Here is a 14,121-nt window from a genome sequence, read left to right on the forward strand (position 1 = left end):
TCATTGGTCTTTCGGATCGTATATCAGGTTTACGCCTTCGGTGAAAAGCAGTTGCACGTTCTCGCCGTTCTCGTCGGCGGCAATCGTCAGCTTGCCGGCGGTGAAGCGCCCGGCGGGGCCGCTGCCGCTCACCGGGGTGAGGGTCTCGGCGCCGATCCGGTCGAGCGAGGTGAGCATCCGTTCGGTGTCGATGACGTAGCCGGTGGAGCTGGTGATGTGGACCCCGCCCTCAAGATCGGCGGTCTTGTCGGTGTCGTCCACCACCGCCTGGTCGGCGCGCAGGGTGATGCGGCTGCCGTCCACCAAGTCGAGCGCGGCGTCGAGCTGATGCGCCCGCAGCCGCGCCATGTCGGCGGCCAGCGGCTCGGCGCGGTCGGCGGTCATGGTGATGCGGTCGCCCTTGTCGGTGGTGCCGGCGAAGTTCGGCGCCACGATCTGCTGGCGGGTGGCATCGCCGGGGTCCTCGCCCTCGACGAAGGGCAGCTTGTTCACCGGCTCCGACACGCGCGGCAGCAGGAACATCGTCGACAGCAGCGTGAGCGCAGCCAGCGGCAGCAGCAGCTTCAGCCAGCCGATGAACTTGGAATATGTGTCCCCGCGCGGTGCCATCGGTCACGCATGGGCAAAGATGTCGGTCTCGGGCCAGCCCTCGAGATCGAGCAATGCGCGCGTCGGCAGGAAGTCGAAACAGGCCTGCGCCAGCGCCGTCCGGCCCTCGCGCTCGAGCATTCCGTTCAGCTTGTCGCGCAGCTGGTGGAGATAGAGCACGTCGGAGGCCGCATAGTCGAGCTGGGCCGCGGTCAGATCCGCGGCGCCCCAGTCGCTGGACTGCTGCTGCTTGGAGATGTCGACCGACAGCAGCTCCTGCGTCAGCGCCTTGAGCCCGTGCCGGTCGGTGTAGGTGCGCACCATGCGGCTGGCGATCTTGGTGCAATAGACCGGGGCTGCGAGCGCGCCGAAGGCATGGTACATCGCGGCGATGTCGAAGCGGCCGAAGTGGAAGAGCTTCAGCACGGTTTCGTCGCGAAGCAGCCGGCAGAGGTTCGGCGCCTCGGTCTGGCCGCGGGCAACCTGCACGAGATGGGCATTCCCGTCGCCGCCCGAGAGCTGCACGACGCAGAGCCGGTCGCGGTGCGGATCGAGCCCCATGGTCTCGCAGTCGATGGCCACGACCGGTCCAAGGTCGAGCCCATCGGGAAGATCGCCCTTGTAGAGGTGGTTCGCCATGATCCCGGACCCTTTCAACTCGTGCTTCCGATCTGCGAGGGGAATAGGCAAGCGGAGCGGGTTCTGCAACTGAGCCCGACCACGCCGCGGCCACATTTGCGCGATGCCCCGGGCGGAATGTGGCCTGATTCGGGGCGAATGTGGCGATTCATTGTCGTGCCTCGGGCGCGAATTCGACCCTCTCCCTCTCGGCCTCCGAACCAGTGTAACATTTCGTGAGGAAAGTCACTCGCTTCTCGCGTGTCGTTCGCCGGGGGCTGTGAGCGGCACCGTAAGCGGGCATCGCGCCGGGGCCCGAGGGCGTCTTCGGGGGCGGATCCGGGCCCCCCGCCGGGGTAGGCGGCCGGATCCCCTCGGCGGGATTGTTTCCGATTGCAGGTCCTCTCGGGCACCGTGCCGTGGCGGATGCGCCGCCGGGCCGGAGAGTGTTCGCGAACCGTCAACGATCCGCCGTTTTCGAGGGCCGCGGATCTGGAGTGGAAACAATCATGGGTTGTTTCCGGCGGGAATTGTTTCTGGCCGTCTTGCGCCTCTCCGGTCGCCGTGCCGGCACCTCGGGACCGGCACTCAGGCCCGGGGTATGAGAGCTTGCGCCCGGGTGAAATACCCACGGAGACGGTTGAGGAACGGCGAGACACGGGCATGTGACTCAATCAAAAAGTGTAGTAGAAACCGGATGTTGACGGCTTTCATGGCGCTATGATTAAAGATCAAGGTCGATCAATAGAACATTTTTCTGTCACACGACGGCACTCGGGGGTTGGTGCTTCCACTTGGGAGTTTTTGGTTAGGTTGCTGCGGTCCGCTCGGTCCTGAAGTTCTGAAAATCCGACCCGTTCGCGGGCGCTGCGAGCCTGTTTCTCCGCTCGGAGAGACACTTATAAGTTGTGTCTTTCGATCGGGAACAGGGACGCTCCGCCGCCTTGCCATTGCTTTCGTCGATCAATGCCTCCGGGAGGTCGAATTGACACTGCACATACGCCAGCCGCTGCCGGCGGCCGACATCGAGAAGCTCATCGACGACGCGCTCTTCGCCGCGCCTAGGGGTGCCTTCTACCGCCATTTCGCCAAGCGCGTTCTCGACGTGGCGCTGGTGCTGATCGGGGCGCTGCCGGCGCTGCTGGTCACGCTGGTGCTGGCCGCGATCATCGCCTCCGACGGCCATCGGCCGGTCTATCTCCAGCGCCGGGTCGGACGGAACGGGCGGGTGTTCCACATGTGGAAGCTGCGTTCGATGGTGAAGGACGCCGACGCCCGGCTCGAGAGCTATCTCGCCGGCAACGCCATCGCCCGCGCGGAGTGGCACCGGACCCAGAAGCTGCGTCGCGATCCGCGCATCACGCCGGTGGGTCGGATCATCCGCAAATGCTCGCTCGACGAGCTGCCGCAGCTCTGGAACGTGCTGCGCGGGGACATGTCGCTGGTCGGGCCGCGTCCGATGATGGTCGAGCAGCAGTCCATCTATCCGGGCACCGCGTATTACGCGATGCGTCCGGGCATCACCGGCTTCTGGCAGACCTCGGTGCGCAACGAATCGAGCTTCGCCGAGCGCGCCGGCTTCGACACCGCCTACCTGCGCGACCTCTCCTTCCGCACCGACCTGAAGGTCCTTGCCCGCACCGTGCGGGTGGTGATCCACGGCACCGGCTGCTGAGCCCGTCTCTCTCTGCCTCTCTCCGAGGGTTCACGACAGACCCCCGCCCCGGCGGGGGTCTTCGCGTTTCAGAGGGACGTCAGAACGAGAGCTCGGCGCTCATGCATTGCCGCCCGTCAACGCCGCGGATCCAGGCGTCGGTGCCCTTGCGGCAGAGCGTCACCGTCTCGCCCAGCGTGACCGGCGCCGTGGCGCGGAAGGCGAAGCGCCGCAGCGGCGCGCGGTCCTCGGCCATCAGCATCAGCAGCTGCGCCAGCAGGGGCCCGTGCACCACCGGCGCGGCGTAGCCCTCGACCTCGCGGCAATAATCGGCGTCGTAGTGGATGCGGTGGCCGTTGAAGGTCAGCGCCGAGTAGCGGAACAGCAGCGTGCTGTCGAACTCCGCCGGCAGCGCCTCGTCCTCGTCGTCGCGGGCGACCGGCGGCACCGGCTGCGGTGCGCCGGGGGCGGGGTCCTCGCGGTAGACGACGTCCTGACGTTCGTCGACGCAGAGCACGCCCTCCTGCATCACCTGGTGGCGCAGGGTGACGAAGGCCAGCGGCCCGCTGCGGCCGGTCTTTCGGGCCACCGACTCGCAGCTGGTGCGCTTCTCGGCGGGGATGCCGGCGCAGAGCGGCGCGAGGAAGTCGAGCGTGCCGCCCGCCCACATCCGCCGCGGCAGGCCGAGGTCGGGGATCAGCCCGCCGACGCGCGGATGGCCGTCGCGCCCAAGCGCCACCGGCGGCCGCGCGTCCCAGAAATGCAGCTGGTGGAAGAAGGGGGGCAGCGGGTCTCCGGTCTCGATCACGGCGGGTCTCCCAAGCGCCGCCAGCAGGGCATTGGCGCGGGCCGGGTCCATGAGATCGGTTTGACGTGTCGTCTGCGGGGCGGCATCGTGCATGAAACATCTCCCTTTGCAGCGGAGCTAGCCCGGTATGCCGCCGTCCGTCCAGTCGTTCGACCACCTCGTCCTCACCGTTGGCGATACCGGCGTGACCTGTGCCTTCTACGAAAGCGTGCTTGGCATGACCGTGCTGCGCTTCGAGGCGGCGGACGGAACCCTGCGCGTGGCGCTGCGCTTCGGTGCCCAGAAGATCAACCTGCACCAGGCCGGGGCCGAGTTCGAACCCAAGGCCCGCGCCGCCGCGCCGGGCAGTGCCGACCTCTGCTTCCTGAGCGATGTGCCGCTCGATGCGTGGCTGGCGCATCTCGACAGGGCGGGGATTCCGGTGATCGAGGGGCCGGTGGCGCGCAGCGGGGCCGAGGGGCCGCTCATGTCGGTCTACATCCGCGACCCCGACGGCAACCTGCTCGAGATCTCGAACCGCGCCTGAGGGGCGCAAACGAAAACGCGCCGCGGGGGTGCCGCGGCGCGTTCGTTGTCCGTCGGGAACGGCGGATCAGGAGTTCGGCAGAATGACGATCTCGACCCGGCGGTTCTGCTGCTTGCCCTCTGCGGTCAGGTTCGACGCGATGGGCTGGTCCTCGCCACGGCCGATCGACTGGATGCGCGAGGACGGCACGCCCTCGGCGATGAGCACGCTCGACACCGCCTGCGCGCGACGCAGCGACAGTTTCTGGTTGTAGGCGGCGTCGCCGTCGCTGTCGGTGTGGCCCAGCACCTGCACGGTGGTGTTCGGGTATTGCAGCAGCGAGCGGCCCACGGTGCGGATGTCGGCCTGCAGGTCCGACCGCAGCGCGGCGCTGTCGAACGGGAACAGGATGTCCTGCGGCATGGTCACCACCAGACGGTCGCCGGTGTTGTTGATCGACACGTTGTTGCCGAGCTGCTGGCGCAGTTCCGCTTCCTGCTTGTCGAGCTGGTTGCCGATCAGGCCGCCGGCGATGGCGCCCACGGCGGCACCGGCGAGGGCGTTCTTGGTGGAATCGTCGTTGTTGCCGCCGATGATGCGACCCGCGGCCGCGCCGCCGAGCGCGCCGAGCAGCACGCCGCTGTTGGTGTTCCGGTTCGGGTTGCCTTCGCCGAAGGTCTGACCCTCGCCGCAGGCGGTCAGGGCCATCGCTGCTGCGAGCGAAACGAAGATGGAAGTTCTGGCGCGGATCATCTGATGCCTCATGTTCTGTCGACCCTCAGCGGGGTTCCTACTGCTTTATAGCGTCAGCATGGACTGCGGGAACACCGCTGTCACCGGGGAATCGGCGGGTCTCCGCGCATCGTGAAGCACGGGCTCAAGGGCTTGTGAAACGGCCCCGCCGTACAGGTCCGGGGCGCGCCACGCTCAGGCCTCGAGCCGCGCCGATTCCCAGGCGAGGATGGCGCGCTTGACGGGCAGGCCCCAGTGATAGCCACCGAGCCCGCCTGACTTGCGCAGCGCCCGGTGGCAGGGGATGAGCAGCGACACCGGGTTGCGCCCCACCGCGGTGCCGACCGCGCGGACCGCCCTGGGGTGGCCGACCGCGTGGGCGATCTCGGAATAGGTGGTGACGTGGCCCGAGGGGATGTGCATCAGCGCCTCCCACACCTTGATCTGGAACGGCGCGCCGATCAGGAACAGCGGCACCTCGCCCTCGGTCCGGCCGAAGGCGCGGGCCACCCACTCCTCGAGCGCGTCCGGGTCCTCGATGTACTCCGCACCGGGCCAGCGGCTGCAGAGATCCTCCATCGCCGCCGCCTCGCCGGTTTCCGAGGTGAAGGCCACGCCGCAGATGCCGCGGTCGGTCGCCATCACCAGCGCCGGGCCGAAGGGGCTGTCGAAGCGGCCCCAGCGGATCACCAGCCCCTCGCCGCCGCGGGCGTAGTCGCCGGGGCTCATCGCCTCCCAGCGCAGGAACAGGTCGTGCAGCCGCCCGCCGCCCGAGAGCCCGGTGGCAAGCGCCGTGTCGAGCGTGGTGAAGCGCTCGCCCAGCAGCGCCTTGGCGTGGCCCAGCGTCAGGTACTGCTGCAGCCGCTTGGGCGAGACCCCGGCCCACCGCGAAAACACGCGCTGGAAATGCGCCGGGCTCATGCCCATCCCGGCGGCCAGATCCTCGAGCGTCGCGGCCGGACCCTTGGCGTCCACCAGCTCGATGGCGCGTCGCATGACCTCGTAGTGATATCCGCCTTCGTCCATGGCCTTGCCCTCCGACTTGCTCCATGCGCGCGCCGCCACTGCGGCCATCCACCTCTTTTTCTAGACAATTCGTCCCGTGGAGCGACCCGAATATTGCGCATCCCGGTGCGCTCGGGCATCAATCGCGGGATGGCCAAGCAGCTCGATTATCATACCATGCGGGAAATCTTCACCCGCTTCCGCGAGTCGGAGCCCGAGCCCAAGGGCGAGCTCGAGCATGTGAACGCCTATACGCTGGTCGTCGCCGTCGCCCTGTCGGCGCAGGCCACCGACGCGGGCGTCAACAAGGCCACCCGCAAGCTGTTCCAGATCGCCGACACGCCGCAGAAGATGCTCGATCTCGGCGAAGAGGGCGTGATCGAACACATCAAGACCATCGGTCTCTACCGCAACAAGGCCAAGAACGTCATCAAGCTGTCGAAGATCCTCGTCGAGGAGTACAACGGCACGGTTCCCTGTTCCCGCGCGGCGCTCGAGAGCCTGCCCGGGGTCGGGCGCAAGACGGCGAACGTGGTCCTGAACATGTGGTGGCACTACCCGGCGCAGGCGGTGGACACCCACATCTTCCGCGTCGGCAACCGCACGGGCATCTGCCCGGGCAAGGACGTGGTGGCGGTCGAGCGCGCCATCGAAGACAATATTCCAGTTGATTTTCAACAGCACGCCCACCACTGGCTGATCCTGCACGGGCGCTATACCTGCGTCGCGCGCAAGCCGAAGTGCAATGCGTGCCTCATTCGTGACCTTTGTGATTTCGAGGACAAGACACCATGACGCTTACTCCCCAGCATCCGACCAAGAAGTACCAGGTCGTCGGCATCGGTAACGCCATCGTCGACGTGCTGACCCGCGCCGACGACAGCTTTCTGGAGCACATGGGCATCGAGAAGGGCATCATGCAGCTGGTCGAGCGCGAGCGCGCCGAGCAGCTCTACGGCGCCATGGAGAGCCGCGTTCAGGCCCCCGGCGGGTCGGTCGCCAACACCCTCGCGGGGCTCGGCAACCTCGGGCTGCGCACCGGCTTCATCGGCCGTGTGCACGATGACGCGCTGGGCCGCTTCTACGCCGACGCGATGGAGAAAGACGGCTCGGATTTCGTCAACGCGCCGGTGCCGGGGGGCGAGCTGCCGACCTCGCGCTCGATGATCTTCGTTTCGCCCGACGGCGAGCGCTCGATGAACACCTACCTCGGGATCTCCTCCGAGCTCGGGCCCGAGGACGTCTCCGAGGACGTGTCGGCTCAGGCCGAGATCATTTTCCTCGAGGGCTATCTCTTCGACAAGCCCAAGGGCAAGGAAGCCTTCCTGCGCGCCGCCCGCACTTGCCGCGCCGCCGGCGGCATGGCCGGCATCGCGATCTCGGACCCGTTCTGCGTCGAGCGTCATCGCGACGACTTCCTGCGTCTCATCGCCAACGAGATGGACTACGTGATCGGCAACGAGGCCGAGATCCGCTCGCTCTACCAGGACGACCACCTCGACAAGGACCTCGCCCGCGTTGCCGAGGTCTGCCCGCTGGTGGTCTGCACCCGCTCGGGCGACGGCGTGACCATCGTCCGGGGGGGCGAGCGCATCGACATCCCGGTGACCAAGGTCGTGCCCGTGGATGCCACCGGTGCCGGCGACCAGTTCGCCGCGGGCTTCCTCTACGGTCTCGCCACCGGCGCCGACATGGAGACCGCGGGCCGCATGGGCACCGTCGCCGCCTCCGAGGTCATCGCGCACATGGGGCCGCGCCCCGAGGCCGACCTCAAGGCGCTGTTCCGCCGGGCCGGGCTGCTCTGACCGGAGAATTTACGCTGGGTTCACGTTAAGAGGCTTCGTAGAGACAACCTTAGAGTGTAATTTCGCTTCATTGGACACTGATATTGCCCCATTGAAGCGAGAGAGCCCATGTTTGTCATTCTACGTGACGAGAATGCACCCTTCCGCAGCCGAGCCCCGCGCCCGGCTGCGCCCACCGGCCTTCCGGGGTTCGGTCCGGGGGCCCTGGAAAGTCCGATGATCGCGGCGGTGCCCCCGTCGCCCAAGCTCGAGACCGCGGATCTCACAGCTGCCGACATGCGCGACGTGGCCCATGACCCCTCAGTCGCCGCGGTGGCACGCGCCATGCCGACCAAGCTGATCGAACCGGAACCGCTCGACGACGTGCGGGCCGAGGACGCCGAGCCTGCGTGGGGCGTGGCCGCGGTCGGCGCGCTCGACGCGCCATTCACCGGGGCGGGGGTCAGGGTCGCGGTGCTCGACACCGGCATCGACACCGACCACCCGGCCTTCGCGGGCGTCAATCTCGTGACCCGCGACTTCGCGGGCTCGGGCATCGAGGACGCCAATGGCCACGGTACCCATTGCGCCGGCACCATCTTCGGGCGCGACGTGGACGGCACCCGCATCGGCGTGGCGCGCGGGGTCACCGATGTGCTGATCGGCAAGGTGCTGGGCGACGATGGCAGCGGCTCGTCCGAGATGCTCTTCGACGCGATCAAGTGGGCCTCGGACCAGCAGGCGCAGGTGGTCTCGATGTCGCTGGGTTTCGATTTTCCGGGACTGGTCGAGCAGCTGATCGGAGAGGGCTGGCCGGATCTGCTGGCGGCCTCGGTGGCGCTCGAGGGCTACCGGATGAACCTGCGCATGTTCGACGCGCTGATGGACATGCTGCGGGCGCAGGCGCCGTTCTCGGGCGGCACCGTGGTCTGCGCCGCCGCCGGCAACGAGAGCCGCCGCAACATCGACCCGGGCTTCGAGGTCTCGGCCTCGGTCCCCGCTGCCGCCTTCGGGGTGGTCTCGGTGGGGGCGCTGGGGCAGGGCGACGCCGGGCTCGGCATCGCGGCCTTTTCCAACACCAACCCCACGGTCTCGGCGCCGGGCGTCAATGTCATCTCGGCGGCGACCGGTGGCGGGTTGCGGGCGCTGAACGGCACCTCGATGGCCTGTCCCCACACCGCCGGCATCGCGGCGCTCTGGTGGGAGGCGCAGCGCGCCTCGGGCAGCCCCGCGAATGCAGAGGCGGTGCGGGCGCGGCTGCTCGCCACCTGCACCACCGCGGGGCTCGACCCGGCCACCGACGCGCTCGACCGCGGGCAGGGGCTGGTGCAGGCACCGCGGGCGGCGGTGGGCTAGGGCACCCAGTTGGATTGAGAGATGCGTTGCCTCAGTGCGCCTCGGCCCAGCTCTTGCCGCGTCCGGCGTCCACGACCAGTGGCACGTCGAGCTTGACCACCGGCTCGGCGGCGCCCTCCATGACCGAGCGGGCCGCGGCGATCAGGTCGTCCTCGGCGCCCTGATCGACCTCGAAGATCAGTTCGTCGTGCACCTGCAGCAGCATCTTCGCGGGGATCTCGGCAATGGCGCCGGGCATCCTCACCATGGCGCGCCGGATGATGTCCGCCGCCGTGCCCTGGATCGGCGCGTTGATCGCGGCGCGCTTGGCAAAGCCCGCGCGCGGGCCGCTGGCCGAGATCTCGGGCGTGTGGATGATGCGCCCGAACAGGGTCTCGACCCGCTTGTGTTCCTTCGCGAAGGCCACGGTCTCGTCCATGTAGGTCTTGATGCCGGGGAAACGTTCGAAATAGCGGTCGATGAAGGCCTGCGCCTCGCCGCGCGGGATGCGCAGGTTGCGGGCGAGGCCGAAGCCCGAGATGCCGTAGATGACGCCGAAGTTGATGGCCTTGGCCTGACGCCGGATCTCGGGCGTCATTTCCTCCATCGGCACGTTGAACATCTCGGAGGCGGTCATCGCGTGGATGTCCTGCCCCTCGCGGAAGGCCTCCTTCAGTGCGTCGATGCCCGCCATGTGGGCGAGGATGCGCAGCTCGATCTGGCTGTAGTCGAGCGAGACGATGGTCTTGCCCTCGGGCGCGACGAAGGCCTCGCGGATGCGCCGCCCTTCCTCGGAGCGCACCGGGATGTTCTGCAGGTTGGGGTCGGTCGAGGCCAGGCGGCCGGTGTTGGCGCCCGCGATCACGTAGGAGGTGTGGACGCGGCCGGTCTCCTTGTTGATGTGCTCCTGCAGGGCGTCGGTGTAGGTCGACTTGAGCTTGGAGAGCTGGCGCCAGTCCAGCACTCGCGCCGGCAGCTCGTGCTCGGTCGCGAGATCCTCGAGCACGTCGGCGCCGGTGGCATAGGCGCCGGTCTTGCCCTTCTTGCCGCCCTCGAGCCCCATCTTGTCGAAGAGGATCTCGCCCAGCTGCTTGGGAGAGCCGACGTTGAAGCTCTCGCCCGCGAGATCGTGGATCTCGGCCTCGAGCTGCGCCATCTTCTGGCTGAAGGCGTTCGACATGCGCGAGAGCGTGTCGCGGTCGACCTGCACGCCGGTCATCTCCATCTCGGCCAGCACCGGGACCAGCGGGCGCTCGAGCCCCTCGTAGACCCGGGTGACGTGGACCTGGTGCAGCTGTGGCTTGAAGATCGTCCAGAGACGCAGGGTGATGTCGGCGTCCTCGGCGGCGTATTTCACCGCGTCCTCGACCGGCACGCGGTCGAAGGTGATCTGGTTCTTGCCCGAGCCCAGCAGCGACTTGATCGGGATCGGCGTGTGCGAGAGGTAGCGCTCGGAGAGCGTGTCCATGCCGTGCCCGTGCAACCCGCCGTGCATGGCGTAGGACATCAGCATGGTGTCGTCGATGGGGGTGATGCCGATGCCGTAGCGGGCAAAGATCTTGGCATCGTATTTCATGTTCTGCCCGATCTTCATCACCGCTGGATCCTCGAGCAGCGGTTTCAGAAGGTCGAGCGCGTCCTGCATCGGCATCTGCCCCTCGGCCAGCTCGTCGCTGCCGAAGAGATCGTCGGTGGCGACGGCGCGGTGGGCGAGCGGGATGTAGCAGGCCTTGCCGGGGGTGATGCAGAGCGAGATGCCGACGAGATCGCAGGCCATCTCGTTGAGCCCCGTGGTCTCGGTGTCGACGGCCACCCAGCCGCGCTGCTGCGCCTCGGCGATCCACGGCGCGAGCTCTTCGGCGGTCTTGACCCAAGCGTAGCCGGCGGGGTCGATGGCTGGCATCTCGGGCGCGGCACCGGCCTCGGCACCCGCGGCGGCGGGCGCTGCCTCGGGGAGGACGGGGGCGTCCTTGCCGAACTTGTCGGCGACGCGCTTGGTGAGGGTGCGGAACTCCATCTCGGTGAGGAAGCCCAGCAGCACCTCGGGATCCGGGTCGCGGACCTCGAGATCGTCGAGGCTGAAGTCGAGCGGGGTCTCGCAGTCGAGCTGCACGAGGCGCTTCGACAGCTCGATCTGCTCGCGCTTCTCGATCAGGGTCTGGCGGCGCTTGGGCTGCTTGATCTCCCCGGCGCGGTCGAGGAGCTCTTCGAGCGAGCCGAAGTCGTTGATCAGCAGCGCCGCGGTCTTGATGCCGATGCCCGGGGCGCCGGGCACGTTGTCGACCGAATCCCCGGCCAGCGCCTGCACGTCGACGACCCGCTCGGGGAAGACGCCGAATTTCTCGAAGACGCCGTCGCGGTCGATGCGCTTGTTCTTCATGGCGTCGAGCATCTCGACCCCGTCGCCGACCAGCTGCATCAGGTCCTTGTCGGAGGAGATGATCGTCACCCGCCCGCCGGCTTCGCGCGCCTGGCAGGTGAGGGTGGCGATGATGTCGTCGGCCTCGTAGCCCTCGAGTTCCTTGCAGGCGATGTTGAAGGCCAGGGTGGCGGTCCGGGTCAGCGGGATCTGCGGGCGCAGGTCCTCGGGCATGGCCTCGCGGTTGGCCTTGTAGAGGTCGTAGAGATCATTGCGGAAGGTGTGGCTGCCCTTGTCGAAGATCACCGCGACATGGGTCGGCGCGTCGGGGCCGGAGCTGTCCTCGACGTATTTCTGCAGCATGTTGCAGAAGCCGGACACTGCGCCGATGGGCAGCCCGTCCGACTTGCGGGTGAGCGGCGGCAGCGCGTGATAGGCGCGGAAGATGAAGGCCGATCCGTCGATCAGGTGCAGGTGGCAGCCCTTGCCGAACTGGGTCATGGTGGCGTCTCCCGGTGCTGTGCGTTGCGCCATGGTTTGCCACGGGCGGCGCGCGCCTGCCAGAGGGAATGCCCGGCGGAGGGGCCGAAGGGGGGCCAGCCCCCCGCGCTTCGCGCTCCCCCCGGAGTTTACGGGCAAGATGAAGGGCGGGGGGCGCGCTTGCGGTGGGCTCTGTGCTTGTGCCGGAAGGCGGGCGGGGGCCTTGGGAGGTCAGCCGCTGCCGATCAGGATGCCCGCGGCCAGCACCAGCGCGCCGCCAAGGACCACCTGCACGGCGGCGCGGAGGAAGGGGGTCTCCATGTATTTCTTCTGGATCCAGGCGATGGCCCAGAGTTCGAAGAAGACGACGATCCAGGCGATGATGGTCGCGGTCCAGAAATGCGGGATCAGGTAGGGCAGGGCATGGCCGAGCCCGCCCACCGCCGTCATCACCCCGGAGGCAACGCCGCGCTTGAAGGGCGAGCCGCGGCCCGACAGTTCGCCGTCGTCCGAGGCGGCCTCGGTGAAGCCCATCGAGATGCCGGCGCCGACCGAGGCGGCGAGGCCGACGAGGAAGGTGGTGAAGGTGTCCTGCGTGGCGAAGGCGGTCGCGAAGATCGGCGCCAGCGTCGAGACCGAGCCGTCCATCAGCCCCGCGAGCCCCGGCTGCACCCATGTCAGCACGAACTGGCGGTGGGCGATGCGGTCTTCCTCTTCGCGGGTCTCGTCGTCGAGGTGGTCGCCGGTCAGCTCTATTGCGCGGCGTTCGTGCGAGGCCTCGGCGGCGGCGAGATCGCCCAGCAGCCGGCGGGTCGACGCGTCGGTGCTGCGCTTGGCGGCCTCGAGGTAGAAGCGCTCGGCGTCGCGCTCCATGATCTCGGCCTGTTCGCGGATCCGCTCGAGCGAGAGGTTCTTCATCAGCCAGACCGGCCGCCGGGCGTAGAAGCCGGCCACGTGCTCGCGCCGGATCAGCGGGATCACCGTGCCGAAGCGCATGCTGTGGGCCGAGATCAGTGCCTTGCGGTGGCCGTCTTCCTCGATGGCCATGTTGTCGAAGATCGCCGCCGAGTCGGGGAAGTCGGGGCGCAGCATCTCGGCGTAGCTGCGGTAGATCCGGGCGTCGTCCTCTTCCGACGAGATCGCCAGCGCGAGAATCTCCTGTTCGCTCAGATCCCGGAACTGCCGGCGGTGATTGAAGAAACTCATCGCAAACCTCTGTGGTTAGAATAATTCTAAACTAGAAATTTTCTGGTGGAATGCAATCGGCAAAAAGTGAACTGATCGGTTCACTCTTGTGCTTGGCATGATCGCGGGATTTCGCAAAAATGAACCATACAGTTCAGTTTGGAATCGCGCCATGAAAGAGATGCTTCTGCTTGCCGCCGCCCTCATGATCCTTGCGCCCCTGCCCGGCGCCGCGCAGGGGATCGAGCTTCCGCGCCTGACCTGACCTGACCTGGCCTGCGCCCGCACCGTCGCCCGCGCCCGTCCCGCAGCCGGCAGGGCGGCCCTGAACCGTTGGTGCTTGCCGGAACTGAACTGGCCGGTTTATGATGGCCGGCATCGGGAGGTCCGGGATGACAACCACTCAGGCGACCGTCCGTCGGGGGCGCAAATTCGACCAGGTGCTTGAAGGCGCCCGCGAAATCTTTCTTCGCGATGGCTTCGAGGGGGCCAGCGTCGACGACATCGCGCGCGCGGCGGGGGTCTCGAAGGCGACGCTCTACAGCTACTTCCCCGACAAGCGGCTGCTGTTCATGGAGATGGCCAGCGCCCAGTGCCAGGCCCAGACCGACGAGGCGATGCTGAGCATCGACATGTCCGGGCCGCCGGACCGGGTGCTGCCGCAGGTCGGGCGGCGCTTTCTCTCGTTCCTGCTGTCCGAGATGGGCCAGCGCGTCTTTCGCATCTGCGTGGCGGAATCCGACCGCTTCCCCGAGCTCGGCCGGCAGTTCTACCAGTGCGGGCCGCGGATGCTGCACAACGCGCTCACCGGCTATCTGCACCAGAGCGCCGAGCGCGGCGAGCTCAGGGTCACGGATTTCGAGCTTGCCGCCGACCAGTTCGCCGAGCTCTGCAAGGCGGATCTCTGGGCCAAGCTCTGCTTCGGCATCCAGACCCGCTTCGAGGATGACGAGACCGGCCGCGTCGTGGATGGGGCGGTCGAGACCTTCCTCGCCCGCTACGGCGCCTGACGCCCGGCCCATCCCCGAACTGGCCCCGACCTGCCAGCAGGACGGGGCAGGGGCGGCC

General features: G+C 67.8%; 13 protein-coding genes. 6 read left to right on the plus strand and 7 right to left on the minus strand.

Annotation, left to right across the window (positions count from 1 at the left end; genetic code table 11):
* Together lptC and BLQ77_RS06130 are read right to left on the minus strand one after the other, a co-directional pair.
* Positions 1-609 (minus strand): LPS export ABC transporter periplasmic protein LptC, encoded by a 609-nt coding sequence (gene lptC, locus BLQ77_RS06125; protein WP_089956704.1) that lies wholly within the window; start codon positions 607-609, stop codon positions 1-3.
* 3 nt (positions 610-612) lie between these two features.
* Positions 613-1,227 (minus strand): ribonuclease D, encoded by a 615-nt coding sequence (locus BLQ77_RS06130; RefSeq protein WP_089956707.1) that lies wholly within the window; start codon positions 1,225-1,227, stop codon positions 613-615.
* Between the two features lie 964 nt (positions 1,228-2,191).
* Here BLQ77_RS06130 and BLQ77_RS06135 point away from each other — a divergent pair.
* A complete protein-coding gene (locus BLQ77_RS06135; RefSeq protein WP_089956711.1) occupies positions 2,192-2,881 on the plus strand; it encodes a sugar transferase in 690 nt (229 codons plus the stop codon).
* 79 nt (positions 2,882-2,960) lie between these two features.
* Here the strand turns inward: BLQ77_RS06135 and BLQ77_RS06140 are convergent, their stop codons facing one another.
* Positions 2,961-3,761: an HTD2 family dehydratase gene (locus BLQ77_RS06140; protein WP_089956717.1), complete on the minus strand. Its 801-nt coding sequence runs from the start codon at positions 3,759-3,761 to the stop codon at positions 2,961-2,963.
* Positions 3,762-3,795: 34 nt separating this feature from the next.
* On the opposite strand from BLQ77_RS06140, the gene BLQ77_RS06145 reads away from it, so the two are divergent.
* Entirely contained in the window at positions 3,796-4,194 is a 399-nt protein-coding gene (locus tag BLQ77_RS06145; RefSeq protein ID WP_089956721.1) for a VOC family protein, read from the plus strand.
* Between the two features lie 66 nt (positions 4,195-4,260).
* On the opposite strand, the gene BLQ77_RS06150 is transcribed toward BLQ77_RS06145, so the two are convergent.
* Together BLQ77_RS06150 and BLQ77_RS06155 are read right to left on the minus strand one after the other, a co-directional pair.
* On the minus strand, positions 4,261-4,926 hold the full coding sequence (locus BLQ77_RS06150) for a YiaD family glycine zipper/OmpA-like lipoprotein (RefSeq protein ID WP_008886455.1): 666 nt from the start codon (positions 4,924-4,926) through the stop codon (positions 4,261-4,263).
* A 174-nt stretch (positions 4,927-5,100) separates the two neighbouring features.
* The gene (locus tag BLQ77_RS06155) at positions 5,101-5,979 is read right to left on the minus strand and encodes a methylated-DNA--[protein]-cysteine S-methyltransferase (protein WP_375360197.1); all 879 of its coding nucleotides are present in this window, start codon (positions 5,977-5,979) and stop codon (positions 5,101-5,103) included.
* Between the two features lie 81 nt (positions 5,980-6,060).
* Between BLQ77_RS06155 and nth the strand changes: the two genes are divergently transcribed.
* From nth to BLQ77_RS06170, 3 genes are all read left to right on the plus strand, one after another.
* Positions 6,061-6,705: an endonuclease III gene (nth, locus tag BLQ77_RS06160; protein WP_040384803.1), complete on the plus strand. Its 645-nt coding sequence runs from the start codon at positions 6,061-6,063 to the stop codon at positions 6,703-6,705.
* Entirely contained in the window at positions 6,702-7,715 is a 1,014-nt protein-coding gene (locus BLQ77_RS06165; protein ID WP_089956725.1) for an adenosine kinase, read from the plus strand. The genes nth and BLQ77_RS06165 overlap by 4 nt, the downstream gene beginning before the upstream one ends.
* A 108-nt stretch (positions 7,716-7,823) precedes the next feature.
* Complete coding sequence (locus BLQ77_RS06170) at positions 7,824-9,050, plus strand: S8 family peptidase (RefSeq protein WP_165617038.1); 1,227 nt, start codon at positions 7,824-7,826, stop codon at positions 9,048-9,050.
* A gap of 31 nt (positions 9,051-9,081) precedes the next feature.
* On the opposite strand, the gene polA is transcribed toward BLQ77_RS06170, so the two are convergent.
* Together polA and mbfA are read right to left on the minus strand one after the other, a co-directional pair.
* Complete coding sequence (gene polA, locus BLQ77_RS06175) at positions 9,082-11,889, minus strand: DNA polymerase I (RefSeq protein ID WP_089956732.1); 2,808 nt, start codon at positions 11,887-11,889, stop codon at positions 9,082-9,084.
* A 210-nt stretch (positions 11,890-12,099) separates the two neighbouring features.
* A complete protein-coding gene (mbfA, locus tag BLQ77_RS06180) occupies positions 12,100-13,074 on the minus strand; it encodes an iron exporter MbfA (RefSeq protein ID WP_089956735.1) in 975 nt (324 codons plus the stop codon).
* A gap of 371 nt (positions 13,075-13,445) precedes the next feature.
* Here mbfA and BLQ77_RS06185 point away from each other — a divergent pair, with 371 nt between their 5' ends.
* Positions 13,446-14,063, plus strand: a complete 618-nt coding sequence (locus BLQ77_RS06185) for a TetR/AcrR family transcriptional regulator (RefSeq protein WP_040384805.1) — start codon at positions 13,446-13,448, stop codon at positions 14,061-14,063.
* Positions 14,064-14,121 lie beyond the last annotated feature (58 nt).

It is taken from the genome of Salipiger thiooxidans, assembly GCF_900102075.1.
GTDB lineage: Bacteria > Pseudomonadota > Alphaproteobacteria > Rhodobacterales > Rhodobacteraceae > Salipiger > Salipiger thiooxidans.

Excerpts from the sequence above, each read along its gene's own strand:
- BLQ77_RS06185 (WP_040384805.1), top strand. The coding sequence starts at position 13,446 with ATGACAACCACTCAGGCGACCGTCCGTCGGGGGCGCAAATTCGACCAG.
- lptC (WP_089956704.1), bottom strand. The coding sequence starts at position 609 with ATGGCACCGCGCGGGGACACATATTCCAAGTTCATCGGCTGGCTGAAG.
- BLQ77_RS06170 (WP_165617038.1), top strand. The coding sequence starts at position 7,824 with ATGTTTGTCATTCTACGTGACGAGAATGCACCCTTCCGCAGCCGAGCC.
- nth (WP_040384803.1), top strand. The coding sequence starts at position 6,061 with ATGGCCAAGCAGCTCGATTATCATACCATGCGGGAAATCTTCACCCGC.
- BLQ77_RS06165 (WP_089956725.1), top strand. The coding sequence starts at position 6,702 with ATGACGCTTACTCCCCAGCATCCGACCAAGAAGTACCAGGTCGTCGGC.
- BLQ77_RS06145 (WP_089956721.1), top strand. The coding sequence starts at position 3,796 with ATGCCGCCGTCCGTCCAGTCGTTCGACCACCTCGTCCTCACCGTTGGC.
- BLQ77_RS06130 (WP_089956707.1), bottom strand. The coding sequence starts at position 1,227 with ATGGCGAACCACCTCTACAAGGGCGATCTTCCCGATGGGCTCGACCTT.
- BLQ77_RS06140 (WP_089956717.1), bottom strand. The coding sequence starts at position 3,761 with ATGCACGATGCCGCCCCGCAGACGACACGTCAAACCGATCTCATGGAC.
- mbfA (WP_089956735.1), bottom strand. The coding sequence starts at position 13,074 with ATGAGTTTCTTCAATCACCGCCGGCAGTTCCGGGATCTGAGCGAACAG.
- polA (WP_089956732.1), bottom strand. The coding sequence starts at position 11,889 with ATGACCCAGTTCGGCAAGGGCTGCCACCTGCACCTGATCGACGGATCG.
- BLQ77_RS06155 (WP_375360197.1), bottom strand. The coding sequence starts at position 5,979 with ATGGCCGCAGTGGCGGCGCGCGCATGGAGCAAGTCGGAGGGCAAGGCC.
- BLQ77_RS06150 (WP_008886455.1), bottom strand. The coding sequence starts at position 4,926 with ATGATCCGCGCCAGAACTTCCATCTTCGTTTCGCTCGCAGCAGCGATG.